The 25,463-nt window shown below is 63.0% G+C and carries 17 protein-coding genes and 3 riboswitches; of the genes, 10 read left to right on the top strand and 7 right to left on the bottom strand.

What is annotated here, in order from left to right; all coding sequences use genetic code 11:
* Positions 1–23: 23 nt before the first annotated feature.
* The 4 genes from E8K79_RS11655 to E8K79_RS11665 form a co-directional block, all read right to left on the bottom strand.
* Positions 24–8,654: a DUF11 domain-containing protein gene (locus E8K79_RS11655; RefSeq protein WP_136514893.1), complete on the bottom strand. Its 8,631-nt coding sequence runs from the start codon at positions 8,652–8,654 to the stop codon at positions 24–26.
* A 149-nt stretch (positions 8,655–8,803) separates the two neighbouring features.
* Positions 8,804–8,965: a hypothetical protein gene (locus E8K79_RS21275; RefSeq protein WP_198419389.1), complete on the bottom strand. Its 162-nt coding sequence runs from the start codon at positions 8,963–8,965 to the stop codon at positions 8,804–8,806.
* Positions 8,966–9,081: 116 nt separating this feature from the next.
* Positions 9,082–9,159: riboswitch (cyclic di-GMP riboswitch) on the bottom strand.
* A 127-nt stretch (positions 9,160–9,286) separates the two neighbouring features.
* Positions 9,287–9,365: riboswitch (cyclic di-GMP riboswitch) on the bottom strand.
* A 142-nt stretch (positions 9,366–9,507) separates the two neighbouring features.
* On the bottom strand, positions 9,508–9,927 hold the full coding sequence (locus E8K79_RS11660) for a bacteriohemerythrin (RefSeq protein WP_162604653.1): 420 nt from the start codon (positions 9,925–9,927) through the stop codon (positions 9,508–9,510).
* A gap of 117 nt (positions 9,928–10,044) precedes the next feature.
* Positions 10,045–10,121, bottom strand: a riboswitch (cyclic di-GMP riboswitch).
* A gap of 107 nt (positions 10,122–10,228) precedes the next feature.
* Complete coding sequence (locus tag E8K79_RS11665; RefSeq protein WP_136514897.1) at positions 10,229–10,516, bottom strand: hypothetical protein; 288 nt, start codon at positions 10,514–10,516, stop codon at positions 10,229–10,231.
* A gap of 329 nt (positions 10,517–10,845) precedes the next feature.
* Between E8K79_RS11665 and E8K79_RS11670 the strand changes: the two genes are divergently transcribed.
* Both E8K79_RS11670 and E8K79_RS11675 read left to right on the top strand, forming a co-directional pair.
* Entirely contained in the window at positions 10,846–11,088 is a 243-nt protein-coding gene (locus tag E8K79_RS11670; protein ID WP_129124663.1) for a hypothetical protein, read from the top strand.
* A gap of 125 nt (positions 11,089–11,213) precedes the next feature.
* On the top strand, positions 11,214–11,543 hold the full coding sequence (locus E8K79_RS11675; RefSeq protein ID WP_136514899.1) for a hypothetical protein: 330 nt from the start codon (positions 11,214–11,216) through the stop codon (positions 11,541–11,543).
* A 4-nt stretch (positions 11,544–11,547) separates the two neighbouring features.
* Here the strand turns inward: E8K79_RS11675 and E8K79_RS11680 are convergent, their stop codons facing one another.
* Entirely contained in the window at positions 11,548–12,804 is a 1,257-nt protein-coding gene (locus tag E8K79_RS11680) for a glycerate kinase type-2 family protein (protein ID WP_136514900.1), read from the bottom strand.
* A 234-nt stretch (positions 12,805–13,038) separates the two neighbouring features.
* Positions 13,039–13,437, bottom strand: coding sequence for a hypothetical protein (locus E8K79_RS11685; protein ID WP_136514901.1), 399 nt, complete (start codon positions 13,435–13,437; stop codon positions 13,039–13,041).
* A 533-nt stretch (positions 13,438–13,970) separates the two neighbouring features.
* On the opposite strand from E8K79_RS11685, the gene E8K79_RS11690 reads away from it, so the two are divergent.
* The 6 genes from E8K79_RS11690 to E8K79_RS11715 all read left to right on the top strand — a co-directional run bounded on the left by E8K79_RS11690 (position 13,971) and on the right by E8K79_RS11715 (position 23,653).
* Positions 13,971–14,729 (top strand): substrate-binding domain-containing protein, encoded by a 759-nt coding sequence (locus tag E8K79_RS11690; protein ID WP_136514902.1) that lies wholly within the window; start codon positions 13,971–13,973, stop codon positions 14,727–14,729.
* A gap of 46 nt (positions 14,730–14,775) precedes the next feature.
* Positions 14,776–17,226 carry a methyl-accepting chemotaxis protein gene (locus E8K79_RS11695; protein WP_136514903.1) on the top strand — a complete coding sequence of 817 codons (2,451 nt, stop codon included), beginning with the start codon at positions 14,776–14,778 and terminating at the stop codon, positions 17,224–17,226.
* A gap of 69 nt (positions 17,227–17,295) precedes the next feature.
* The gene (locus E8K79_RS11700; RefSeq protein ID WP_136514904.1) at positions 17,296–17,973 is read left to right on the top strand and encodes a heavy metal response regulator transcription factor; all 678 of its coding nucleotides are present in this window, start codon (positions 17,296–17,298) and stop codon (positions 17,971–17,973) included.
* The gene (locus E8K79_RS11705; protein ID WP_136514905.1) at positions 17,948–19,405 is read left to right on the top strand and encodes a heavy metal sensor histidine kinase; all 1,458 of its coding nucleotides are present in this window, start codon (positions 17,948–17,950) and stop codon (positions 19,403–19,405) included. Before E8K79_RS11700 ends, E8K79_RS11705 begins: the two co-directional genes overlap by 26 nt.
* A complete protein-coding gene (locus E8K79_RS11710) occupies positions 19,405–21,627 on the top strand; it encodes a hybrid sensor histidine kinase/response regulator (RefSeq protein WP_136515542.1) in 2,223 nt (740 codons plus the stop codon). Before E8K79_RS11705 ends, E8K79_RS11710 begins: the two co-directional genes overlap by 1 nt.
* Positions 21,628–21,751: 124 nt before the next feature.
* On the top strand, positions 21,752–23,653 hold the full coding sequence (locus tag E8K79_RS11715) for an LTA synthase family protein (protein ID WP_136514906.1): 1,902 nt from the start codon (positions 21,752–21,754) through the stop codon (positions 23,651–23,653).
* Positions 23,654–23,838: 185 nt separating this feature from the next.
* Here E8K79_RS11715 and E8K79_RS11720 read toward each other — a convergent pair whose 3' ends face one another.
* Complete coding sequence (locus E8K79_RS11720) at positions 23,839–24,591, bottom strand: glucose 1-dehydrogenase (RefSeq protein WP_136514907.1); 753 nt, start codon at positions 24,589–24,591, stop codon at positions 23,839–23,841.
* A 143-nt stretch (positions 24,592–24,734) separates the two neighbouring features.
* Between E8K79_RS11720 and E8K79_RS11725 the strand changes: the two genes are divergently transcribed.
* Together E8K79_RS11725 and E8K79_RS11730 are read left to right on the top strand one after the other, a co-directional pair.
* The gene (locus E8K79_RS11725) at positions 24,735–25,028 is read left to right on the top strand and encodes a BrnT family toxin (protein WP_136514908.1); all 294 of its coding nucleotides are present in this window, start codon (positions 24,735–24,737) and stop codon (positions 25,026–25,028) included.
* Positions 24,976–25,281: a BrnA antitoxin family protein gene (locus tag E8K79_RS11730; protein WP_246043814.1), complete on the top strand. Its 306-nt coding sequence runs from the start codon at positions 24,976–24,978 to the stop codon at positions 25,279–25,281. The genes E8K79_RS11725 and E8K79_RS11730 overlap by 53 nt, the downstream gene beginning before the upstream one ends.
* Positions 25,282–25,463: the final 182 nt, after the last annotated feature.

Raw genomic sequence — 25,463 nt, forward strand, 5'->3', positions numbered from 1 at the left:
ACTTCTCTTCCAGTCGGCAGGCATCACGGCGGTGCCCCCCGGCGCCAGAAGATCTCGGTTTCCACGGTGAGGGGATAGCCGTCGCCCCAGCGTTCCGTGATCTCCTTCTTGAGCGCCTTCAGGCGGCCCTGCACCAGCGAATCCTTCTCGATCTCAGCCAGGTAGGAGAGGCGCAGGACGGCCGGAGACTTCTCCAGTTCCTTCATGAGAAGCTCTATGCGCGGCCGCCACTGACGGCGCAGCTCGGTCTTGCCCGGCTCGAAGGCGCCGTCGGCAACGTCCATGGAGATGACCCGGTGGATGGCGGCGCCGAAGTTGAAGCGGAGCATCTTGCCGCGGGTGGCGCGCTCCACCTGCGGGTTCTCCGTGGTGACCCGGTAGCCGGTGGGGAGGGTGCGCTCGTCGAGTTTCAGGATGAAGTTGCTGCCGCGCTCCTCGTCCGGGACGACGGCGCAGGTGATGTGGAAGCGCCCGAACTGGTCGGTGCCGGCGATGAGCCCCCGCGCCGTCACGACACGCACGCCGGCAAGCCCCTTCTCCCCCTCGTCCTGGTAGCCGTTGCCGTTACCGTCGTCGAAGACCTTGCCGATGACGTCGGTGCAGTCGAGGTCGGCATCCGGGACGACGCGCACCGTGGCGGAATCGACCAGCGAGGCGACGCTGTCGGTGACCGTGCTGAGCACCTGGGCCCGGTTCACGTACTCCCCTTCCGAGACGCCGGAGCCGACTATCATGAGGAAGGTGATGCTGTGGCTTGTTTTCGTCGCGAGCTCGCCCACGGTCCAGACCATCTGCCGCGCGTTGAGCGCGGGCTCTGCCTTCACGCCGTCCATGCGTGCCGATCCGGCGACGTATTTGAAGCCGAGCGGGAAGGTGTCCACCACGGTCAGTCCCCTGAGTGCCGCGCCGAGCGTGTTGCTCAGGGTGATGGTGTAGGGGACCAGCTGGCCGCGCGTCACGTTGGTCACCGAGACGCTCTTCTTGATGGTGATGGCGGTGTCCAGGGTCGGGTCGACGGCGATGTGGTTGTTGTAGATCTGGCCGTAACCGGGCTGCTGGTTGTTCAGGGTGAGGCGCAGGTAGTAGGCGGTTGCCGGCCCCGGGAGCACCGTGACACCCGGCGCGAGCTCGGAGGCCTGAGCCTCGCAGTAGCCGGGGGGCGTCGAAACCGCATCCAGGCCGCTCCCGGGGCAGGCAGGGACCGAGAAGGTCACCGTGGCCTCGCCCGAGGCGGGAGGAACGAGCCGCGACTCGCCGGTCATGTACCCGGAGGCGGGGGGGGTCACCCGGATCAGGTATTCGCCGCCGGAGGGGCAGGAGGGATCGGAGAAGTTCAGGTCGAACTTGTAGAAGCCGCCCGCCGTGGTGACCTGCCCCTGCTGGGCGGGATCGTTGAAGCAGGCGCTCGAGACGGCGGTCATCCCTTTCGCCTCCACCATGACGAGCGTCGCGCCCGTAACCGGTGTGCGCACGACGGAGTTGTAGACCACGCCGTTGGGGGTGAGCGGGAGGTCGAGCCCGCCTAGGAGCGTGCCGCCGTCCGCCATGATGGCCGAGATGCGCTGCATCGCGTTTGTGAAGGGGGAGTTGCACCAGCCGAGCATGGCCGTGGAAGCGGTGGCACCGGGCGCGGTGAAGCGCAGTTCATAGGCGGGGACCCCTCCCGGGTTGGGGGCGACGCCGCTGAAGCGGTAGGAGCCGTCGGCGGCGCTTTGCACCGTCCCGACCACGCGGCCGTCCTGATAGAGGTCGACGGACCAGCCGGCAGCGGGGGTCTCGCCGCCGTTCATCGTCTTGTCGTGGTTTGCGTCCTGCCAGATCGTGCCGGCAAGGGTGGCGCTTCCCGGCGTCCCGCCGACGGTGACCGAGGTCCCCGCGTTGGCCAGTTGGGACGGGGTGTCCCAGGAGGCCTGGGCGGTGTTGGCGACGACACTTCCGCTTGCGACGGTCGCGTTCAGTTTCACCTGGAAGCGAAGCACGACGGCGGCGCCGGGGGCGAGCGCCCCGTAGGCGGTACCGTAGTCGGCGAGGAGGACCGGGGCGGTGAAGCTCACCCCGTTGACGGAGCCGTTCATGAGCGCACTCCCCGCCACGTAGCTTCCTTTCCCAGAGAGCTGCGTCAGGTCGTCACTTAAGACCACCGCGGTCGCCGGGATGAGCCCGACGTTCGCGGCGCGGATGGTGTACTCGAGGACGCTTCCGGCAAGGGCGGCGCCCCCACCCACCACCGCGACCGACTTGGTGAGCGTAAGCCGCTGCGCGTTCCCCACCACGATCACGGTCGGCTGGTAGCCGTTGCCCGGATTGCCATCGGCGTCCGTCTTCACCGCGGGGAGCTGGGCCGAGGCTACGCTCCCCTGGTTGCTGATCACGGTCCCGGATGCGACGCCGGGATCGACCAGGACTTTGAAGGTGACGACGCCGGTGCCTCCAGCCGCGAGGGTGCCACCGGGGGAGGAGGACACGGAGAGCCCCGCGGAGTAGACACCGACGCCGTCGGTAAGCGGTGAACGGCCGGCGGGGGGATCCGCCAGTGTCTGGCCGTTCAGCCGCGTGGAACCCGCAACGTAAGTCGTGTTGGCGGGGATCGCATCGGTTAAGACCACCCCGGTCGCGTCGACGCCGCCGGAGTTGGTCATGCTGATGGTGTACTGCAGCTCGTCACCCGGATCGAGGAGGCCGTTACCGTTGCCGTCCGTTGCAAGCCGCACCGTCTTCAGTGCGTAGACGAGCGGCAGGCTCCCCACCACCACGGTGGTCGGGTCGTCCACGGCCGGGGTCGCTGGGTCGTCGGAGACCTCCTCTTTGAAGGCACCGCTCGCAGCGCCGGTTCCGTCTACGACACCCTGGTTCGAGATCAGGGTTCCCGCGACGACGCTCTTGTTCACCTGCACCTGGAAGGTGACGGTAGCGACGTTGGTCGCCGTTCCGGCTGCCGCTGGCATCGCACCGGGGGTGAGGTTCGCCGGGGAGTTGACCGCGATCCCCCCCTGCAGCGGGCTCACCCCAGCGGAGGGATCGGCGACCGCCTTGCCGTTCAACGTGGTGGAGTTCGGGAGATAGGTGGTGTTCGCCGGGACCTGGTCGCGCAGCGTCACCCCGGTCGCGTTCTCGGTGCCGTCGTTTTTCAGGGTGAGGGTGTAGCTGAGCGTGTCACCCGCCTTCACGATGCCGGTCCCGGAGGTCACGTCCCGCACCGTCTTCTGGAAGGTGAAGGAGGGGGCGGAGGCGATCACGGTCCGGGTCGGATCGGTGCTGCCGGAAAGGGACGGGTCGTCGCTTAGCTGCGCAGGAAGAAGCGGCGAGGCGATCTGCGCCTGGTTCGCGACGAGCGAGCCGTTGTCGAGGACCGGTGCGAGGGTCGCCTGGAACTCAACCACCACCGTGTCGCCCGCCTCCCCCTGCGGTGCTATGTTCAGGTTGCCGATGCTCACCACGCCGGTTCCCTTGAGGCCGCCGGTCGCAGAGGTCGTGGAGGTTGTCGCACCGGCCGGGACGGTGAGGAGCTTCAGGCTCCCCGGCGCGAACATGGCGCTTCCGTTCAGCCTGTCGAGCTCGTCGGTCAGGGTGAAGTTCGCCGATCCCAAGGCACCCACGTTCTTCACGGTCAGCGTGTATTTAAGTATGTCGCCCGGCTTCGCGGTGGCGCCCGTCCCGCCGGTGGTCGCGTTCGCCACCGTCTTCGTGAAGGTTAAAAGCGGCGCCTGGGTGGTCACGGTGAAGGCGTCCTGGGTGTCGACGACCCCGGGGGTGCCGTTGGTGAGCGCTCCGGTCAAGGTCTGGATGTTCCCCGGTGCGGTGACCGCGGGGTCGGCGCTCTGCCAGCTCGCGGCGCCGGCTACGTTGGTGAGGGTGATGCCACCCGCGGTGTACGGGTCGAGTGCTGCGGCGTAGGTGACGATCAGGCGCTGGTTCGGCGCGAGCGCCGCCTGGGCTGACTTCATGGTGACGGTCATGGTGCAGGCGGGCGCGGGCGCGAAGCTCACCGTGAAGTCGGTCCCGTTCACAAGCGTCCCCGAGACCGGGGTGACCCCGTCCGCCTGGTAGATACGCGCGGTCACGTTCGTGGGGGCCGAGCCGCACATGCTCCCCGGTGCCGGGGTGGTGACGTTGGGGAGGAGGTCGGAGATGACGGCCTGCCAGGCCGTGCTCGCGCCCGTATTCTTTATATCCAGGGTGAAAAGACCCGGGGCGAGCGCGTTGATGGTGGCGGGCCCGCTTTTTTGCAGCGTGAGTGCGGGGGCGACGATGGTCACCGCGCCGCTGGCACCCGGGGCGCCGTTGGCCCTGGTCGCCGGGGTGGCGTTCACACCGTTGTAGGTGTAGCTCGCCGTGTTTTGGAACTGTTTGCCCGGCGCGTTCATCGCCGCGTTGGTGAGCACGAGGGTGACGTCGAGGACCGCCTGCTGACCGGCGGGGATGTCGATGCCTGCGGCGGCATCCTCGATGACGAGGCTCGTGGCGCTCCCCGTGTTCACCGGGGTGAAGGCGGGGCCGGAGACCCGCTGCACGCTTACGAAGCGGAGATCGACGCCGGTCGCCGCGGAACCGAGCTCGTCGAGGACGCGCACGTCGTACATGGCGGTCGGCTGCGGCACGGCGGGGACGGTGATCCGGTAGGTTAAGGGCTGGCCGATGGCCGCCTTGTCGACGAGTGCGCTCTTACCGAGGGCGGTCGCCGCCGCCGTGGTGAGCTGCACCGTGGCCGGGGGAGTGGCCGGGTAGGCCTGGCGCTGGTCGAGAACGCTTCCCGCGGGGACGTCCTGGCTGTCGAAGGAATAGTAGGTGGTGACCTGCGCCTGGTTGTTTAGTGTCACCCCTGCGCCAAGCCCCGCGTCAGCCTTCAGGGTGTAGACCACCTGCAGCGTCTTGCCGGCCGGGATTGCGTAGAGCGAGGCGGAGCCCGCGACGTCGAAGTTCCAGGTCGCGACGCCGGTGGCCTGGTTGTAGCTCGGGGGGAGGATCGGGAGCGTAGCGCTCACCGCACCCGTGGCGCTGTCGACAAGCGTCACCGAAGTCGTGCTGACACCCCCCTGGCGCAGACCTAAGGGGAGCGTGTCGGCAAGCACCGCGTTGTAGGCCGGGGCGGTGCCGGCGTTCACCAGCTTGACCGTGTAGGTGACGTTTTCTCCGGCGGCGATCACCGTGCCGCCGCTTGCCGTCGCGGCGCTCTTCGAGACGCTCAAAAGCGGCTGCCAGAGGTTAAGCGTTGCCTCCGATTTCCTCGGTGTCGCGGCAACGCCGTTGACGGCGTAGGAGAGGGTCGCCCCGTTCACGAGCTGCTGCGCCGTCGGGGACTGCGCCAGCGTGTTCTTCAGGACGCGCGCACGGTACTGGATGGTCAGGGTGTTATTGGCCGCGTTGTTGTCGGCCAGGTTGGTCACGTTACCCAGGTTCCAGGTGACGCTGCCGGTGGTACCCGGCGCGGGCTGGGAGATGAGCGTATAGCCGAAGTTCCCCCCCGAGGCGGGGGCCACGCTCACCAGCGAGTCGAAGGCGAGCCCCGGCGGGAGCAGGTCGGTGAGCACCACGTTTCCGGTCGTCCCCTCGCGCAGGTTAAGCGCCAGGTTGTAGACCACGGTGTCCCCCACGCGCAGGGTCGCGTCGGTGGCGCTCGCACCCGCACCGCTCCAGGAGTCGGAAACGACGCTCTTTACCAGGGTGGTGGGGTCGAACGAGGCGAGCTCCGTGGTGACCGGGCCGGTGCAGTAGTTGTTGGGCGCGGTGACGTTCGGGCACCCGGCGCCGGTGCGCTCTCCCGCGACGGCACCGGAAAGGGAGGTCCAGTCGGCGTAGACGCGGTTCACGATGGGGGCGCCGTCGGTCGCGAGCACGGTGGCCAGGTAGCTTATTACCAGGGTGCCGCCGGCGGGGATGTCGAGGCTCGCGTCGCCGTTTTGCGCACCCCATACCACCTCTCCACCGGCGCGGGCCGCTGGCGTGGTGACAAAGCCGCTCACGGTGGCGCCGTCGATCTGGGCCGAGGCGGAGCCGGGGACGAGCGAGAGGTTCGCGGGGAGGAAGTCCATCACGTCGGCGTCGTAGGCCCTAGAGGTGCCGTCGTTCTTGACGGTGACCGTGTAGCGCACCACGTCGCCCGGCACCGCGGGCGCCGAGGCGTCCTTCCCGGCCGGGGAGGCGTAGGTCGCCGCCTTGGTCGCGGTGAGATGCGGTTCGACGACGGTCATGGCGGCCGTGGTCGCGGCCCCTCCCGCCGCCTGGCTCAGGCTGTCGCCGTTAATCTTGTTGTAGGTGTAAGACGCGGTGTTCGCGAAGTTAAGCCCGTTTTTGTTGGCGGCGGCGTTTTGCAGCGCGACCGTCACCTGGACCACCACCTGTCCCCCTGCCGGTATGTCCACCCCGGTGGCCAAGTCCTGGAGGATGACGTTGCCGGCCGTTCCCGTGTTGGTGAGGTTCCAGGCCCCTCCGGAGATCACCTCGGCGTTCACGAAGCTCATCCCGGCGGCGGAGAGTCCCAGGTTGTCCAGGATCCGCACGTCGTAAAGCGGCACCTCGGCCGGGACGGCGGGGACCTTCACGAGATAGCTGAACTGCTGGCCGATGGTGGCAGTGGCCTGGGCGGGGTTCGCCTTGGAGAGCGCCCCCGGCGCCTGGACCGTCACCCTGGTCGGGTCCCCCCCGGAACCAAGGAGCACGGTGCCGTTCACGTAGGGGTCGTCCGAGACGCCTGCCCACCTGGTCGCCGGGACGGTGCTGTTGTCGATACCGGTCATGCTCGCCTGGTTGGAGAGGACCGCGCCGTTGGGAAGCGCAGCATCCACCGTGGCGTCGAACTCGATCATGAGCTGCGCGTTGGTGGTGGCCCCGCCCGGGAGGGTGAGCCCGGTCACGGTGATCGCGCCCTGCGAGGTGCCTGAAGGCTGTAGCACCCTGGTGCTCCCTCCGGCGGGGGTGACGGTTACGTTCGCGATGGAGCCGAGCCCGACGGGGAGTACGTCACTTATGCTCACGTTGGAGAGCGGGGGCCAGGTGAAGTTCTGCAGAAGAAGCGTATAGTGCAGCCGATCTCCCGGGAAGGCGGCGGCGGCCGGGTTGGTCCCGGTGGTGGCGTCGCGCACCGTCTTCTGGAAGTAGTAACCGGCAAGCGCCGCGGTCACCGTGTAGGCGTCCTGGAAGTCGAGGGTGCCCGGGGTGCCGTCGGTGATGGCGCGGTCGTACTCGCGCCGCCCGGCGAAGCCGCTCCCCGCGCTGTACCACCTGGTCGCGCCCGCGATGTTGGTGAAGCTAGCCCCCGAGGCGACGCCGGTGGAGTCGACCTGGGCCTGGTAGTTGATGATGAGGCGCTGGGTGGGGGCGATCTTCACCGTGTCGAGCAGGGTGAGGGTGAGAAGCCCCGGTGTGCCGCTTCCGCCGCTCCAGGTGAGGGTGTAGTCGGTGCCGCTTACAAGCGGTGCGGTAACCGGGGTGATCCCGTCGGAGGCGTAGATCCGGGCGGAGAGGGTGCCCACGGGGGACGCCCCCGCCATGCCCGCCGGGATGCGGTCGGTGACGGTCGCGTTCCAGGCGTCCCCGCCGCCGGTGTTCTGCACGTTCAGGGTGTATTGCACCTGCGAGTCCATGTTCACCGTGGCGGCCGAGCCGGTCTTCTCGAGGGTGAGCAACGGCTCAACCACGGTCATCGGCGGGGTGGTGCCGGGCCAGGCCTGAAGGTCGACCATGCTCGTCGTGTTGATCGGCTTGTTGAACCACATCTTCGCGGTGTTGGAGAACTGGGTCCCGGCGAGGTTCACGCTCGCGGGGGCGTTGTCGAGGACGACGGTGACCTGGATCTCCAGGTTGTAACCCGCCGGAAGCGACGCGAGGGCCGCGTTGTTCTCATAGGAGAAGACCAGGTGCTTCGTGCCGTCGGAGAGGATGCCGGGGTGGTTGGAAAGCCAGGAGGCGCTGGCACCAAGGTTAAGGGGCGCGCCGCCGTTTAGCGGGGTCCTGGCGCCGGTCGACGGGTTCACGAGATACGCGGTGTTGGTCACGTAGCTGAGTGCCGCCCCGGTCGCGGTGAGGTCGTCCGGGATCACCACGTTGGTGACCGTCGCGTCGTCGGCGTTGGAGATGTACTGGAAGGTGCCGGAGGCGTCGAGTTTCCCGAGGAGCGGCACGCTGATGGTGTAGGTGAAGGGGGCGCCCACCGCGGCGGTGGTCTGCGCCGGCGGGTTCTTCTTGGAGACCGCGTCCACCGGCACCATGAAGGCCTGGCAGGAGGGGCTTATGTTGTTGTACCCGCCCGGCGCCCAGTAGATCCAGAAATCGGACTGGGTCGGGTCGTTGCACGACATGTTGCCGTAGTAGAAGACGTCCAGGAAGGCGATGTAGTAGGACTGCTGCTGCGGGAAGTTGAAGTTTATGTTGGTGATCGGGAAGCCGCCGATGGAATCGGGGAAGTTCTTGATGGTGCAGTTCGTGTCGATCCCGAAGGTGGAGGCACTGCGCACCGCCGCCAGGGTGGCGGGGTTGTTGCCGTCAACCACGCCGCCGAACTGGGAGCAGAAGATCCCCGCGGCGAACGCGGTCGAACCCGTGCCGAGTGCGGCAAAGAGGAGGAGCGCGGTTAGAGTCAGGCGGAGACGGGAGGAAGTCCGAAGCAGCAGCCCTGCGACCATCGATACCGTCAGCTTTATCCGGATAAGATTTCTCACTTCAGCCCTCGACGAAGAAATTGCACCACACACGTAAAAATAAAAAACCCGCGCCACAGCCGGTGCTTCGGCTGTTGACGCGGGTTTCACTTGCCCCGTAGGGATGAGACTTACCGCTGTTCGATTTTACGGCGGCCCGCAGGCCGCTGTTACTTCATCCGTTCGTTTCGCACCGCGTCGCAGACGCGGTAGTCGGCGATGTTCACCGTGACCTGCAGGTGCGGCGCGGAGAGAAGACCTATCTCCTTCATGCACTCGGTGAGCTTCTTCTTCCACTCTGGATCGAGGGTCCGTATCGTCATCTCTTTCATTGCATGCCTCGCAGGTTTTGATTGTGGGCAATAAAAAAGGGCGCTCTCATCTGCCAAAAGATGAGAGCGCCCCTTGTATCGGTATATGCCCGGATGCCAAGATGGTAACTCATCTCTTCGGCAACCCGGCTATCCTAATGTCAGGACCCGTGGCTTTGCGTCACCAGATCACTCTGGTTTTGCCCGTTCGGAGAACGTATTCACTTTTTCGAGGGCGCAATCGGCCGCCGGAATAAAAAAAGGGCGCTCTCATCTGCCAAAAGATGAGAGCGCCCCTTGTATCGGTAATATTGCCCGGATGCCAAGATGGATACTCATCTCTTCGGCAACCCGGCTATCCTTTATGTCAGGACCCGTGGCTTTGCGTCACCAGATCACTCTGGTTTTGCCCGTTCGGAGAACTTTACTTAATGCTTTGTAATGACGGGTCACCTTTTAGCAGATGACTTTATCGATTGCAACATTTTTTTTACATACCTTTACTTTTTTACCATCCCCTCGATTGCCTACGCAGCACCGCCCGCATGGCCCATCTCCCCGTTTCACGCCGTACGGCACAACCCTTCCGGCGCCGAGAGCTCCCCAACATACGCCCCGAGTTTCGCGTCGCACTCCCTTATATGGCGGTTGACCCAGTGGTCCAGGATGACCAGCAGGTCGATGGTCAGGTTCCCCTCTTTGTTGCGGCGGCTGTGCACGTCTATCATCCTCTGCCTGAAAAGCTCGTGCTCGTCCCGGTGCGCGAGGAAATCGGGATAACAGGTCTCCATCATCAGCATCTGCTCGTAGTCGAAGCACTGTGACATGCAGACGAGGATCTCATCGAGGATGTAACTCTCGGGGTTGATGCCGACCACGAAGCCGTCGTACGCGTCGTTTATCATCCTGACGATGTACCGATGACACTGGTCGACGTCATCGATGCCGGTCACCAGATCCGGGGTCCATTTCGTGTTAAACATAAGCCCTCCGCACATGGCGTCATGCCAGTCACCGGAATGTTAACGCTGCAAGCTTGATACGTTTCGCACGCCCCATGAACGCAAAAAAGCCGGGGCCTCGATATCTTTAAGTGATATTTCGGCGACCCGGCTGTCTCGGTGAGACCCTGTAGGCTTTCCGTCCCATCCTCGCGGATGGTTTAGTATTGTCGTCTATCCTTCTCTGGTATTGCGAGCAAAAACATATCGCACGTCGAAAAGCATGTCAATGAGATTTCCTGCATATGTCGACACGTCCGGCGAACAGGGAGGCGCGCCGCTCCTATTTGCCCCCCAACGCCGCCTTCACCTTTTTCAGGGTGTCGATGTTCTTCTGCAGACCGCTCACGTTCTTCTCCATGTCGGAGATGGTGGTACCAAGTTGCGCGACGCTGCCGATCACACCGCCACTGCCGGCGGCCTTTTGCAGCAGTTCCGAACCGAGGTCGCCCATCTGCGCGTCGGCCCTGTGCTCGGTTACCGAACCGCACAGATACCCCCCGGCAAAAACGAGGGCGAATGCTGCAACGCGCATGGTTAAGACAACGTTTTTGTGTGCTATGAGTTTCATCCTGTTACCTCCTTGAGTTCTTTTGACTGACAAACGCCTTATTGATAGCACCTTGCCGCCTCAAGTCAAACGTGCCCCCTGCCGGTGCCCTCCGGGCTGCCGCCACGGCACAGTCCAGGCAAGGAGCGATTGACTCATTTGGGAGACTCTATGCCTCATTTGAGGTATAGTCCAAGGCTCCCGGCACCGCTAAGCGCGCCCCCTTCTCGCCCTGGACGAGATCAACTGCAGCAATTTCTGCAACTTGCATCACAGCTGAAAGACTTGGCACGGGGAATGCTATAAGGGAAGACAGAAGTTCAAACCAAACAAACTTTAGGAGATCCACAATGAAAAAGATCGTTTCCTCCGTAGTCGCTGCTCTCGTTGCTGTTGCTTTCGCTGGTGTTGTTTTCGCTGCTGACGCTGCTCCGGCTGCTGCTCCGGCCGCTCCGGAAGCTAAGAAAGAAGAAAAAGCTCCGGCTAAGAAAGTTGCCAAGAAGAAAGCTGCTAAGAAAGCAAAGAAAGCAAAGAAAGCTGAGAAGAAAGACGAGAAAGCTCCGGCTGCTGAAGCTGCTCCGGCTGCGAAGTAATCAGGTCTTAACCTGTAACGTTAAAGCCGCCCCTTGGATGACCATCGGGCGGCTTTTTCAGTTGATGCCGTGCCGTAAACCTGAGCCCGCTCGGGCGGGAGTGCAATCGTAACAACGGGGGGCTGATGCGCAAAGTCGCTTACAGCTGGGATGGGCTGGTTACCTGCGGGTATCTGCTGGTGATCGTCCTTGGCTACGTCGATTACGTGACGGGGGACTACTCGCTGCTTCTTTTCTACCTCGGACCGGTCGCCATGGTTTCCTGGCTTAACGGCGCACGCGGCGCCGTCCTCGTTTCCCTGTTGTCCGGCCTTGCCCGCTACCTCTCTGACTACTACAGCCATTCCGCACTCACCTTCAAGCCATGGAACTCCCTCGAGGACATGGCCCTCATCGCCGCGGTCGCCTTCCTCGTTCTCGTGATGAAAAAGATGATGACCGAACCGCAGCGCTGACCTGCTACCCGGTCACCAGTATCGCCCTGAAGTCGTTCACGTTGGTGAGGGTGGGGCCGGTGACCAGACTTTCCCCCAGAGCCTCGAAGAAACCGTGTCCGTCGTTGTCGTCCAGGCGCGCCCTCGGGTTGATCCCCAAACTCCATGCCCTTTTAAGCAGTTCCGGCGTCACGATTCCCCCCGCGACCTCCTCCTGCCCGTCCACACCATCGGTGTCACCGGCGAGGGCGTAGATCCCTTTCGCGCCATCAAGTGCCACCGCCAGGGCGAGCAGGAACTCCACGTTGCGCCCGCCGCGCCCTTTACCCTTCACCGTCACCGTTGTTTCGCCTCCGGAGAGGAGCACGCAGGGGGCTTGAAAAGGTTCAGCGCGACGCGCGACCTGCAGGGCAAGCCCGGCCATGACCTTGCCGACCTCGCGCGCCTCCCCCTCTATCCTGTCGCTTAGGATGTACGCGGCGACCCCCTCCCGGCGCGCCGTTTCCGCTGCCGCTTCCAAGGCGCCCTGCGGCGTGGCGACGAGCCGGAATTCCGCGCGCGCAAGGCGCGGGTCCCCCGGCTTCACCGATTCGCCGGAGCCCAGGCATTGACGTAGGTGGTCAGGCAGCTTGATGCCGTAACGGTCGATGACGGCGAGCGCATCGGCGCAGGTGGTCGGATCGGCAACGGTGGGGCCGGAGGCGATGTCGGTCGGGCCGTCGCCGGGCACGTCGGAGATGGCAAGGGTGACGACACGGGCCGGATGACAGGCGGCGGCGAGCCGTCCCCCCTTGATGGCGGAGAGGTGACGCCGGACGCAGTTGATCTCGGAGATGCTTGCGCCGCAGGCGAGCAGGGCGCGGCTCAACTCCTGTTTCTCCTCGAGCGTCACGCCCGGGAGGGGGAGCGGCAGGAGCGCGGAGCCGCCGCCGGAGATGAGGCAGACGACTAGGTCGTCGGGGGTAAGGCCGTCGACGAGTTCGAGCATGCGCCTTGCGGCGTGCCGGCCGGCCTCGTCCGGAACCGGGTGTGCGGCGCTCACGATATCGATGCGGCGGCAGGGGACCTCGTAGCCGTAGCGCGTGACCACGAGTCCGGCGGAGATCTCGCCGGTCCAGGCCTCCTCGAACGCGCACGCCATGGCGGCGGAAGCCTTGCCGGCACCGATCACGACCACTCTCCCGCAGGGGAGCTCGGGGAGATGGGCCTTCAGGCAATGCTCCGGCAGGGCGGAACGGACGGCGGCTTGGAACATCTTCTCAAGCAGTTGACGCGGCTCCATCGTCTCCTCCTAGGGTCGGATTGAGCATAGATACAACAGCTGGGGGCGCTGTGCAACTGCTAACGCGCTGCCGGGGCGCGTTGCCGCCAGCCAACCGGCAGTCTCTGCTTGTGGACCTTGTGGACGGTGGACCGGTTGCGGGGTGGGTGGTAGGGGATGCGGGGGCAGAGTGCTGGGGCAAAGAGAAGGCCTGCCGCGGCTACGGCAGGCCACGCACAAAAGGGAGCGACCGCGTCAGTAACTCTCCTTCCTGATCCAGCCGTACTTCTCGCCGGCGTAGAAATGACCGTGGCAGGAGCACGGCCCGTCGTCGTAAATCTCCAGCACCTGCACCTCGCCGCAGACCGGGCAGGGGGGAGTGGTCCGCGCCCTCCTTTTCGCCTCTTCCCTTAGCCCGGCAAGCTGCCCCTCGAGCGTCTCGATCCTCGTGGCCAGTTCGCGGTCCAGCAGGTGTTCGAGACAGCCGTGCACGCCGCATATCCCCTCTTTGCCATCGACCAGAACGGGATGCGGGCAATCGGTACAGGTGCAGTCGGCCCGGAAGTTACCGCACAGAGGGCAGCGGTTCTCCTTGATCTCCGGTAAGGAGAAACATCCCGCCGGGTAGATCCAACTCATAATCGAACGGCTCATGGCTCTCCTCCTGTCCTAAAGGGCATTCGCCACAACATTAGAATCCTTACACAAAAACAGTTAAATGCAATCGACGCCTGCATCGGCAGCATCAAAAGCTGAACTCGACTCGCCCCTGTCTGCCAAGGCGCGCAGGAATCGTCGCTTATTCCGCCCTGTCCCAGTTACGCGATGGACGCCTGCAGTTCGAGATAAAGTGCTGCAGCGATTTCGGTTTTATCTTCTGAATAAAGAAGTCACCCCTCCCGGCTTTGTCGCATCACCGTATACACAATCAGGTGATATTAATATTCCTAAAGTCTCACTATACCAATGACGAATAGCTTTTAGTCATCCCGCTGGCAGCCTTAATCACACACCGCACCAAATCATCAAGAGAGAGGAGCAGCTATGAGAACAATGCCCAAGCCGGCAGTCGTGTTGCCTTCCATGCCGGCCGACCTCTCCTGATCATCAAAGTAAGGCCATCGGACAAGATCCGGCGGCTAGAGGAGCAGCACACACCTGCAATACAACACCATGAGGAGGAAGCGATGAAGAAAAGGTTGATCAGTCTCACTGTCGCAGCATCGATGGTCTTTTGCGGAGCCGCCTTCGGCGAGGAAATCAAGGTGGGCGGAGGGGGCGCCCCGATCGACGGCTATCTGAAGCCGGTGAAGGAGGCCTTCGAGAAGAGCACCGGCATCAACATCAACCTCAACTTCAGCAGCGCGACCCTCGCCTTGAAGCAGTTGATGGCCGGCGAACTGGACGCTTCCGCAGCCGGGCTCGCCTACGAAGATCTAGTGAAGACAGCCGCGAAGGAGAACATCCAGGTTCCCCAGCCCTCCGCGTACGTCGCGAGCGTGATCGGCGCCAGCAAGATCTACACGGTCACCCACAAGGACAACCCGGTCGCCGCCCTTTCCATGGAGCAACTGAAGGGGATCTTCACCGGCAAGATCACCAACTGGAAAGAGGTGGGTGGCAACGACGCCCCGGTGCTCATCGTACTTTCCTCGATCAACCCCGCCACCAACGCCGCGTTCAAAAAGATCGCCCTTGCAGACGCCCCGTTCGCCGCGGACGTGGTTGATGCTGGCCGCTTCGAGGACGTGCGCGAGAAGGTTGCCGCGAACCCCGAGGCCATAGCCTTCGGCCCGGTCACCATGGTGGACGCCACCATCAAGACGGTCAAGACCCCGGACGTGGCGCGCCCGGTCATCCTGGTCACCAAGGGGGAACCGACCCCGAAGGTCCGCAAGCTCATCGCCTTCATAAACGGCGAGGGGCAGAAGTACATCAGGCAGTAGGGTGACGCACCCGGGAGAGGACTTCAGCGCAAGGACGGAGTGAATGATGACCATCAAGACCAAACTTACCCTCAACGTAATCATCGTGATCCTGATCGTCGCCGGGGTCGCCATCGCCAGCATCGTCGGCATGCGCTTCGTCGACAGCAAACTGAAGGACCTCACCCAGCGCAGCACCCCGTTCCAGATGAGAACCGTGGAGTTCCAGCGCCAGATCCAGGAAGCGACGGCGGACCTCATCAAGGTCAGCGCATCCAGAAACCGAAGCGAGTTCCAGAGCGCGAAGGCAGAGGCGGAGAAGACGCTCGCGCAGGTGGCGACCGGGCAGGAGGCGCTGCAGGCCCTCTCCGGCGACGTGAAGCTGGAGGCTCACGAGGCCTTGGCCGGCATAGCCACGGAACTCTTCACGGTTACCTCGGGAAAATTGAAGGCCGAAGAGGACGCCACCACGGCCAACAAGGCGATAAACGATCGGCTCCTTGAGGCGACTACCCGCCTCAAGGAGCTCGATGCCAAGATCAAGGGGCTACAGTCGACGAGCTCCAGTTCCTACAGCAGATCGGTGACGGAAACAAAGAGCGTCTCGGACCGCGCCCGCAGCGTGGAGGCGCTGAAACTCACCCTGAAGGACTTCCACCTCGGGCTTTTGGAGGTCAGCAAGGCGTCCACCAAAAAAGGCGTCCTCATCTCCCAGGCGAAGTGCAACACCGCCATAAGCAAGGCGCTGCAAAACGAAGCCGCCAAGAGTTCCAGCGGCATCTCGACCGACCTCAAGTACCTGAACGCGAGGATCGTCCCGTTCGGCAAGGCCCAAGGCGCGACCCTCGACCCCGGCGTCACCGACACCTCGGCGCGGGACCAGCTCTTCTCCGAGATTACCCAGAAGATGAACGCGGTGAACCTGGTGCTCGAGCAGGAGTCCGCCATGGCCACCGATACCCTCGGCTCGGAGACACGCAAGCAGGCCTCCTATTTCGGTAACTCCACCGTCGCCACCGGGGTGATGGCGAACAACTCGGAACTCCTTTCCCTAGGGCTCAAAGTGGACGGCCTCACCTCGCGCCTTTTCACAGCGACGAGCGCCAAGGACGTCGACGCGATCGAAGGCGAAATGAACGGGTTGTTCGGCCGCATAAGCCAGGTGGACGCCCAGCTCTCCAAGTCGCTCGTAAAACTGAACGCGCGCAACGAGACCGCGCTGCTGCGTCAGGCGGAGGGGGCCATCGGCACGGTGAAGGGGCTCCTCTTCGTCAAGGACGGGGTGCTTTCGAAGATCCGCAACCGCCTGGACATGGAGGTAAAGGCGACGGCCGCCATGGGCAAGCTGCGCGAGATCGTCCAGAAACAGGCGGAAAGCGGGCAAAAAACGGTGAGCGTGGCCCAGGTGGACCAGGAAAAGGCGATCACGACGGTGAACAGGATGGTCCACTTCTCGACCCTGCTGATCGGCGCTATCAGCCTCGGGGCCATCTTCTTCGGGATCGTCTTCGGTGTCTGGGTCTACCGCTCCATATCGAAGCCGCTCGCCCAACTGCTCGGGGTGTCGCAGGCGGTGGCCAAGGGCGACCTGTCGGTCCGCATCGACACCAACAACAGCGACGAGGTGGGCAAGGTCCAGCTCGCCATGGGGGAGATGGTGAACAACCTGCGCGGTATGGTCGGGAAGATAAAGGATGCGACCCAGAGCCTTGCCAGCAGCTCCGAGGAGCTCTCCGCAACGGCCGTTGCCCTCGAGCGGGGCGCCGAAGAGCAGACCACACGCATCGACCAGTCCGCGACCGCCATGACCGAGATGACGCAGACCACGGTGGAGGTGGCGAAGAATTCGACGGACACCTCCGACGCCGCGCTGCAGATGAAGGGAATCGCCGACCGGGGCAAGGTGGCGATGCAGACAACGGCGCGGGAGCTCGACCGGTTCGCCGAATCGGTGAAGGAGGCGGCCCAGAAGGTGGAATCTCTCGGCAAACAGTCCGAGGAAATCAGCGACGTGGTGACCCTCATAAACGACATCGCAAACCAGACGAACCTCCTTGCGCTCAACGCGGCGATCGAGGCGGCGCGCGCGGGCGAACAGGGGCGCGGCTTCGCGGTGGTGGCCGATAACGTCCGCGAACTCGCCGAACGGACCGCGACGGCGACGCAGGAGATATCGCAGACCGTCAAGACCATGCAGACCAGCGTCAGGGACTCCGTCGCGTTCATGCACGAAGAGCGGGAGTCGGTGGAGACGGTGCAGGGGCAGGTGCAACAGACCCTGGTCGCCATAGGCGAGATCGTGAACTACGTCGAGCAGGTGGCCGACATGGTGCAGAGGATCGCCGTGGCCGCCGAGGAGCAGTCCTCGACCAGCGAGGAGGTATCGAAAAACATGGACGGCATCCACACCATCGCCAGGGAGCTCAGGAGCTCCTTCACCGACATAAGCCATTCGTCGGGTGGGCTGTCACAGCTCGCCACGGAGCTGAACGGCATGGTGGGGTGGTTCAGGGTGTAAGAAGTTATCGCTCTCCGCGCGCCGATGATATATACTCGACCGGCAAACTCATGAAAGGCTGGGAGTAGGATGCGCATCCTCATCATCGAAGACGAGCAAAAGGCCGCCAATTACCTCAAGAAAGGTCTTACCGAAAACGGCTTCAGCGTCGACATCGCCAACGACGGCGAGGACGGGCTGCACCTCGCCCTGACGGAGAACTACGACCTCATCATCCTGGACGTCATGCTCCCGGTAAAGGGTGGCTGGGCCATCATCGAGGAGCTGCGCGCGGCGGGCAACGACGTCCCGGTCATCTTCCTTTCCGCGCGCGACGCGGTGCATGACCGGGTGCACGGCCTGGAGCTCGGGGCGGACGACTACCTGGTGAAACCGTACGCCTTCTCGGAGCTCCTAGCCCGCATCAGGATCATCCTGCGCCGCCACCCGCTGCAACAGTCCGAACTTTTGAGGATGGCGGACCTCGAACTCGACATGGTACGCCACAAGGCACGTCGGGCTGGTCAATCGCTCGACCTCACCGCAAAGGAGTTCCAACTGCTTACCCTTATGCTGCGGCGCCGCAGCGAGGTACTATCGCGCACCACGATATCGGAGCAGGTCTGGGGGATCAATTTCGACAGCGACACCAACGTGGTCGACGTCGCCATCAGAAGGCTCAGGAAGAAGGTGGATGACCCCTTCACGCTGAAGCTCATCCACACCATCAGGGGGGTCGGCTATGTCATCGACGAAGAAGCGTCCTGACCGCCCCCGCGCCATCTCGCTTACCGCCCGCCTGGTCGGCTTCTACTTCGTCGCGACGCTTTTGATCCTTTTGTGCACGAACTGGTTCCAGTTCAAGCGGCTCTCCAAGGACCTCGATTACGAGGACAACGACTTCCTGATCGAACGCATCGTCAACTTGAGGGACATCATCGCCCGTCATCCCGACGCCCTTAAGGACCAGATGCCCGCCAACAAGCCTGGCCAGCAAAGCCACCACCTGGTGCGCATCCAGGACGCGGAAGGGCGCACCCTGCTGCAGTCCTCCGGGATAGAGACCATTCCGGTAGACCTCTTCCCGCCTGCGGTGACCAGCAGCGAGAAGATCGGCCGCGGCGTCAAGTATCGCGCAGGGAAAAAGAAGCACTACCTGCTGAATGCCGCCTGGGCCGGGCGCGATGGCGACCCCCATTATCGGCTAGTACAGGTCGCCCTGGATATAACCGAAGACGATGCCCTCATGTCGAAGTACCTGATCCGGACCGCGTCGTCGGTGGTGATCGGGCTGGTGCTCGCCGCCGTGCTCGGGATCATCATCGCGCACCGCGGGCTCAGGCCCCTTAAGGAGATGGCGGACAAGCTCTCCGGCATCACCGAGGCCGACCTGCACCAGCGCACCCGCATAGAGGGTTCACCGCGCGAGCTGGAAGAACTTGCGGTCGCCCTGGACGCGATGCTGGAACGGCTCGAAGAATCCTTCGGCCGCCTCTCCGAATTTTCCGCCAACCTCGCCCATGAGCTGCGCACCCCGATCAACAACCTGCGCGGCGAGGCAGAGGTGGCCCTCTCCCGTGCCCGCTCCGAGGACGAGTACCGCCGCATCATCGAGTCCGCCATTGAGGAGTACGAACGGCTCTCCCGCATGGTGGTGGACATCCTCTTCCTTGCACGCCCGGACCGCTCCTATCAGCCAGAGCTGATCGACGTCCGCGCCGAGGTGGAACGGCTGGCAGACTACTACGGCAACGTAGCGGAGGAGGATAATACCGCCATCGCCATCGAGGGGGAGGGGGAGGCCTGCGTCGATCCGCACCTGTTCCAGCGCGCCGTTGGGAACCTGATTTCAAACGCCCTGCATTACACCAAGCGCTTCGGCGAGATCAGGGTTAAGCTAAGACCCCTCTCCGACGGAGGGCTCGAGCTGATCGTGGAGGACGACGGCATGGGAGTCGACCCAGCCGAGCTCCCGCGTGTCTTTGACCGCTTCTACCGCTCGCCCCAGGCACGCCAGGTCTACAACCAGGGTAGCGGGCTGGGGCTCGCCATCGTCCGCTCCATCATGAGCCTGCACGGCGGCACCGCCTCGATGTCGAGCACTCCCGGCAAGGGAACGGCGGTGACCCTAGGCTTTCCTCCTCCCCGCCCTGGGTGCCACGCGCATGACTGCGCACCGTCGGCAACACAGGATAGATGATGATGTTCACGCGCCTGCACCAAAATCGAAGGGAAACGGTGAGGATCGTTGCCATCTACGCCGTCTTCGGCCTCGCCTGGATCTACGGGTCAGACACGGTCCTCGACTGGCTCTTCGACGACCGGCAGACGTTGATGAGGATCGCAGTAGCGAAGGGCTTTCTCTTTATCCTCTGCACCGCGACCCTGCTTTACGTCTTGATCGACCGGTATCTCACCGCCATGGCCGCCGCCGACGGCGCCCGCCTGCAAAGCCTGGAAAGCCTGAACGAGACAAACGCCCACCTGCGCCTGTTCTTCGAGTACGCACCGGCATCACTGGCGATGTTCGACCGCGAGATGCGCTACCTTGAGGTGAGCCGCCGCTGGCTCGCCATGTACGGCCTGGGTGACGGCGACATCCTCGGGCGGTCGCACTATGAGGTGTTCCCGGAAATCACTGAACGCTGGAAGGAGTTCCACCGCCGCGGGCTTGCCGGCGAGATCCTCTCCGAGGAGGCTGACGAATTCGTCCGGGGGGACGGGTCTGTGCAGTACGTGAGGTGGGAGATCCGCCCATGGTACGACGCGGCCGGAGAGGTGGGCGGGATCCTCATCTTCACCGAGGACATCACCGAGAGAAAACGCTTTGAAAACACCCTGAGCGCGAACGAGCGCTTCCTGCGGCTTATGACGGAGCAGTTGCCGGGCATGGTCTGCTACTGGGACAGCGATCTCACCTGCCGCTTCGCGAACCGCGAGTACCGGCAGTGGGTCGGTAAAGAAGCCGAGGATATCATCGGCAAGGGTATGACCGAGGTCCTCGGGCCGGAGCTCGCCGGGCAGAACGAGCCACACACGCGGGCTGTCCTTGCAGGGGAGCCGCAGCACTTCCAGAGGACCATCGTCCGTGGAGAGGTGACCTACTACCACTGGGCCCATTACATTCCCGAAATCGTGCATGGGAGCGTCCGTGGCTTCTACGTCTTGATCTCGGACCTTACCGAGTTGAAACGTGCCGAGAAGGAGAAGGCCGCCCTGGAGTCGCAGTTGCAACAGGCCCAGAAGATGGAGTCGGTGGGAAGATTGGCCGGCGGGGTGGCCCACGACTTCAACAACCTCCTTACCGTTATCATGGGGCTCGCCCAGTTGGGGGCACGGGAGTTGCTGCCAGAGCATCCGGCGCGGGTCCGCTTCGAAGGCATCCGCCAGGCCGCAGACAAATCGGCGGCTCTTACCAGCCAGCTCCTCGGCTTCGCCCGCAGGCAGACCATCGCGCCGAGGGTTCTGGACCTAAACGGGGCCGTGGAGCAGATGCTCAAGATGCTGAAGCGTCTGGTAGGTGAGGACATCGACCTCGCCTGGGGGCCCGGGGCTGGATTGTGGCGCGTCTGCATGGACCCTTCCCAACTGGACCAGGTCGTCGCCAACCTCTGCGTCAACGCCCGCGACGCCATAGCCGACGTCGGCAAGATCACCATCGAAACCCGCAACGTCGTCTTCGACAGCGACTACTGCAACGCCCACTTCGGCTTCGTCCCCGGCGACTACGTCATGCTCGCCGTGAGCGACGACGGCTGCGGCATGGACCAAGAGACCCTCGCCCATATCTTCGAACCGTTTTTCTCCACCAAGGACGTGGGACGCGGGACCGGTCTGGGCCTCGCCACCGTGTACGGCATCATCAGGCAAAACAGCGGCTTCATCAACACCTACAGCGAGCCGGGCAAGGGAACCACTTTTAAGATCTATATCCCGCGGCACAGGGGGGACGAGGCGGAACCGCCCGCGGTGACAAGTGCCGCCAAGGAGATCCGGGGGAACGAGACCATCCTGCTCGTTGAGGACGAGCCGAGCATCCGCGACGTGGCGGTATCGTTCCTCGCCCTGCAGGGGTACCAGGTCATTTCCGCCCAAACCCCCTCTCAGGCGCTGGAGCTCGTTTTGGAGAGTGGGCGGCACATCGACCTCATCGTGACCGACGTGGTCATGCCCGAGATGAACGGACGGGAACTGGCGCGCAGGCTACAGCCGCACTGCCCGAAGGCGAGGTGCCTCTTCATGTCCGGCTACACCGCTAACGTGATTGCCCACCACGGCGTACTGGAGAAGGGGGTGAACTTCATCTCCAAGCCTTTCTCCATGACTGACCTCGCCGTAAAGGTGCGCGAGGTAATCGACGCGTCCCCACCCACCCCAGCCGGCGCCCCCCCTTCGTCGGGGGAAGGCCCGACGCAAGATTAACGAAGTGGACGGCAGCAAGGGACCGCACAGATGACAAAAATGTCATTTCCCTGCAATCTTTCGGCAAGGCGCCTTGTCGTATGTTTGTTGGCGCCGTACCATACGATATTTGTGAGGTTAATAAATGCCGCAACGCCGACTGGGCCTGGTCGCCCTTGTCTCCTGCACCTTCCTAGCAGTAAATGCCGCTATCCGCATCATGCTCCTGGGCATGGCCCCCAAGGGAGCCGGCCTCAAGCTCTCCCTGATCCTCAAAGCAGCCGCAACCGGGTTCTACTTCGACCTAGCGACGTTGGCCTACGCCCTCATACCGCTGGCGCTCTACCTCATCGTCATGCCGCGCCGGGTGACCACGCATCGCTGGCACGTTTGGGCCATGCGGGTACTTTTCGCGCTGGTCGTGGGCGTGCTCGTCTTCGACGTCTGCGCCGAGTACCTCTTCTTCGATGAATTCGGTACACGCTTCAACTTCATAGCCGTCGACTACCTGATCTACACCACCGAAGTCATCGGCAACATCAAGGAGTCGTATCCCCTTCCAGTGATCTTCTCTGGCATAGCTACGATCGCCATCGCGGCTTCCTGGTTTTTGCGCAAGGCCATCGCCCGTGGCACCGAGATCACCTTCAACGGCGCCTACCACAGAATCGGCGCGATGCTGCTCATCGCTCCGCTTCTCTCCTACGGCGTGGTGAACGTCTCGCAATCGGCTATCTCCCAGAACAACTTCGCCAACGAAATCGCCGGCAACGGGGTCTACAACCTCTTCGCGGCCTTCGTGAACAACGAGCTTTCCTTCACGAGGTTCTACCGTACCCTGCCGCAGGACAAGGTGAACGCGCGTTTGAGGACCCTGGTGGCCGAGAGAAACAACAGCTTCGCCAATCCTAAGTCGGAGCGGTTCACCAGGGAGATCCGTGGCGAAGGTCCGGAAAAGCGGTTAAACCTGGTGGTGATCACCGAGGAGAGCCTCTCGGGCGAGTACCTCGGCGTCTTCGGCAACAAGGACCACCTGACGCCGAACCTGGACCGCCTCGCCTCCCAGTCGCTGTTCTTCACCAACCTCTACGCCAACGGCACCCGCACCATCCGCGGCCTGGAGGCACTCACCCTCTCAATCCCCCCCCTGCCAGGGACGTCGATCGTCAAACGTCCTAACAACGGCGGCTTCCGCTCCTGGGGTGAGATCCTGAACGAAAAGGGTTACCAGTCCAAATACATCTACGCGGGACACGGCTACTTCGACAACATGAACGCCTTTTTCGCCGGCAACGGCTACTCAATAGTGGATCGCCAGGATTTCACCAAGGACGAGGTGACCTTCTCCAACGTCTGGGGGGTGTGCGACGAGGACCTCTTCCGCAAGGTGATCCGCGAGGCCGACAAGTCCTTCGCCGACAAGAAACCCTTCTTCTCCATGGTGATGACCACCTCGAACCACCGCCCCTTCACCTACCCCGGTGGCCGCATCGACATCCCCTCCAAGAAGGGTAGGAAGGGCGGGGTGAAGTACGCCGACTACGCGATAGGCAGGCTGGTGGCGGAAGCTAGCAGCAAGCCGTGGTTCAAGGACACCATCTTCGTTATCGTGGCGGACCACTGCGCGAGCAGCGCCGGGAAAACTGACATCCCGATCAAGAAGTACGAGATCCCGCTCATCGTCTACTCCCCGGCCCACGTGAAGCCTGCGCGCGTCGAAAAGATGATGAGCCAGATCGACGTGGCACCTACCGTTCTCGGCCTTATGAACATGAGCTACAAGAGCGACTTCCTTGGACGGGACGTTCTGAAGGATTCCAACCAACCACCGCGCGCCTTCGTGTCGACCTACCAGAAGCTTGGCTACCTCACCGAGGACAGACTCCTCGTACTCGGCCCCCAACAGTACGCAGCTCAGTACAAGGTGGACAGAAAAAGCGGCAAGGCACAAGCTGAGCCGGTTTCCGACACCATGTTGACCGACATGCTCGCCTACTACCAGGGAGCGGATTACATCTACCAGCACAGGCTGAACCGGCTACGCTAGATGCATTCAAAACTTGATTGGAAGTTCTGGGTACGGCACCTAGCCGTACCCTTTTTTCTTTTTCTCACCGCTGCCCCTGTACCTGCCGTACAGGTATCCAGTGTCCGCACCACAAGCTGAAGCTCCCCTTCCCGTCGCGACACAACCTGTGATCGCGGAAGCCTTCGAGGGGGAGTGAAGAGGTACTATTCGGCGTAGATCATCTTGCGGGTCATGCCGCCGTCGACGACGAAGTTCTGCCCGGTGATGAAGCCCGCACGGGGCGAGGCGAGGTAGATGACCAGCTCCGCGATGTCGTTGGCGTGTCCCACCCGCCCGACAGGGTGCTGGGCATGATCGGCGGGGCTTAGATCCGACTCCGCGCCGTTGTGGATCCACCCCGGGCTCACGCAGTTGACCCGCACCTCCGGCCCGAGGCTCATGGCGAGGGCATGGGTAAGTGCGACGACGCCCCCTTTGCTTGCCGAGTACGCCTCGGTGTCCGCCTCGGACTGCAGGGCACGTGTCGAAGAGATGTTGACCATGCTGCCGCGGCTTTTCTTCAAATGTGGGACCGCGTGTTTCGCACAGAGGAAGACGCCGGTCAGGTTGGTGGCGATGACCCGGCTCCACTGCTCAAGCGGCAGCTCGTGCACGGGAGCGGCGTGGGCGCCAGCGAGCGCTGCGTTGTTCACCAGCAGATCGAGGCGAGCAAAGCGGGCGACGCTCCGCTCTACCATCGAGAGCACCGACTGCTCGTCCGAGACGTCCGCCTGCAGGGCAAGCAGACGCTCCGGCGTGCCGAGACCTGCCGCGGCAGCATCTGCCGATGCCCCGTCGATATCCGCCAGCACCACCGCATACCCCTCCGAAAAGAGCTTTTTAGCGATCCCGTAACCGATACCGCGCCCCGCACCGGTCACGAGCGCCACCTTCATCCCGTTTTCCTTGTCTCCCATATCCATCCTCCTTTTCCCGGCTCAAACAGGCTCAAAAGCTACAACAGGGGGAGCCGGTTCGCAAACATAAATGCGATATAGTCCATTCCCATGGTAGCCGCCACTTGACTGTAATTACACATGTACATACAATGAGGCAGGGGATGAAGCTCGATTGGGATGAGAGAAAAGGCGCGCTAAACCTGGTGAAGCATGGCTGCGACTTTGCCGACGCAGCTGAGATCTTTCTGGGAAACCACCTCGAGACCAGGGATGAACGCAGAGACTATGGAGAACGCCGCTTCATTGTCATGGGCTATATCAAAAACCGCGTAATGGTTGCCATGTACACTTGCAGAGGCACCGACACCATACGGATAATTTCACGGAGAAAGGCGAACATACGTGAAAAAGAGAGATTCGAAAATGCCGTCGCAAACAGACTGGGCAAGGGTTGATGCTATCAGGGAAGAGGAAATCGACTACTCGGACATTCCCGAACTGGGAGACGATTTCTTCGAGAAAGCTACCTTGACCCCCGCCAAGCAGGCCATCACGATACGGCTTGATTCCGACGTGGTGACATGGCTCAAGGAAGGGGGCAAAGGGTATCAGACGCGGGCGAATCGGATCCTGCGCAGCGTAATGGAAGCACAGAGAAAGAGAGACGGAGTGAGTGCGTCTTCAAAGAAAGGAGCAGGGCCTTCATGACTCTGGCACCCGCCCCATCCCCATAGGCATTTTCCCTTTTAACACGGCGATTTGTCACATCACCCCCGCATAAAGGCCCAGCTCTGACAGAAAAAACCTTCCCCCGTTCCAAAATCACACTTTTTTAGCAGCGCAGCAGCGGTTTCTATGCTAGCCTTAATGCTATTTTTCCACCTGCGGAG

The sequence above is a fragment of the Geomonas edaphica genome (assembly GCF_004917075.1).
Lineage (GTDB): Bacteria > Desulfobacterota > Desulfuromonadia > Geobacterales > Geobacteraceae > Geomonas > Geomonas edaphica.

What these genes read in the sequence shown, in the direction of transcription:
- E8K79_RS21275 (WP_198419389.1), bottom strand. Translation starts at nt 8,965, where the DNA reads ATGAAAGAGATGACGATACGGACCCTCGATCCAGAGTGGAAGAAGAAG.
- E8K79_RS11660 (WP_162604653.1), bottom strand. Translation starts at nt 9,927, where the DNA reads ATGTTTAACACGAAATGGACCCCGGATCTGGTGACCGGCATCGATGAC.
- E8K79_RS11665 (WP_136514897.1), bottom strand. Translation starts at nt 10,516, where the DNA reads ATGAAACTCATAGCACACAAAAACGTTGTCTTAACCATGCGCGTTGCA.
- E8K79_RS11670 (WP_129124663.1), top strand. Translation starts at nt 10,846, where the DNA reads ATGAAAAAGATCGTTTCCTCCGTAGTCGCTGCTCTCGTTGCTGTTGCT.
- E8K79_RS11675 (WP_136514899.1), top strand. Translation starts at nt 11,214, where the DNA reads ATGCGCAAAGTCGCTTACAGCTGGGATGGGCTGGTTACCTGCGGGTAT.
- E8K79_RS11680 (WP_136514900.1), bottom strand. Translation starts at nt 12,804, where the DNA reads ATGGAGCCGCGTCAACTGCTTGAGAAGATGTTCCAAGCCGCCGTCCGT.
- E8K79_RS11685 (WP_136514901.1), bottom strand. Translation starts at nt 13,437, where the DNA reads ATGAGCCGTTCGATTATGAGTTGGATCTACCCGGCGGGATGTTTCTCC.
- E8K79_RS11690 (WP_136514902.1), top strand. Translation starts at nt 13,971, where the DNA reads ATGAAGAAAAGGTTGATCAGTCTCACTGTCGCAGCATCGATGGTCTTT.
- E8K79_RS11695 (WP_136514903.1), top strand. Translation starts at nt 14,776, where the DNA reads ATGACCATCAAGACCAAACTTACCCTCAACGTAATCATCGTGATCCTG.
- E8K79_RS11700 (WP_136514904.1), top strand. Translation starts at nt 17,296, where the DNA reads ATGCGCATCCTCATCATCGAAGACGAGCAAAAGGCCGCCAATTACCTC.
- E8K79_RS11705 (WP_136514905.1), top strand. Translation starts at nt 17,948, where the DNA reads ATGTCATCGACGAAGAAGCGTCCTGACCGCCCCCGCGCCATCTCGCTT.
- E8K79_RS11710 (WP_136515542.1), top strand. Translation starts at nt 19,405, where the DNA reads ATGATGTTCACGCGCCTGCACCAAAATCGAAGGGAAACGGTGAGGATC.
- E8K79_RS11715 (WP_136514906.1), top strand. Translation starts at nt 21,752, where the DNA reads ATGCCGCAACGCCGACTGGGCCTGGTCGCCCTTGTCTCCTGCACCTTC.
- E8K79_RS11720 (WP_136514907.1), bottom strand. Translation starts at nt 24,591, where the DNA reads ATGGGAGACAAGGAAAACGGGATGAAGGTGGCGCTCGTGACCGGTGCG.
- E8K79_RS11725 (WP_136514908.1), top strand. Translation starts at nt 24,735, where the DNA reads ATGAAGCTCGATTGGGATGAGAGAAAAGGCGCGCTAAACCTGGTGAAG.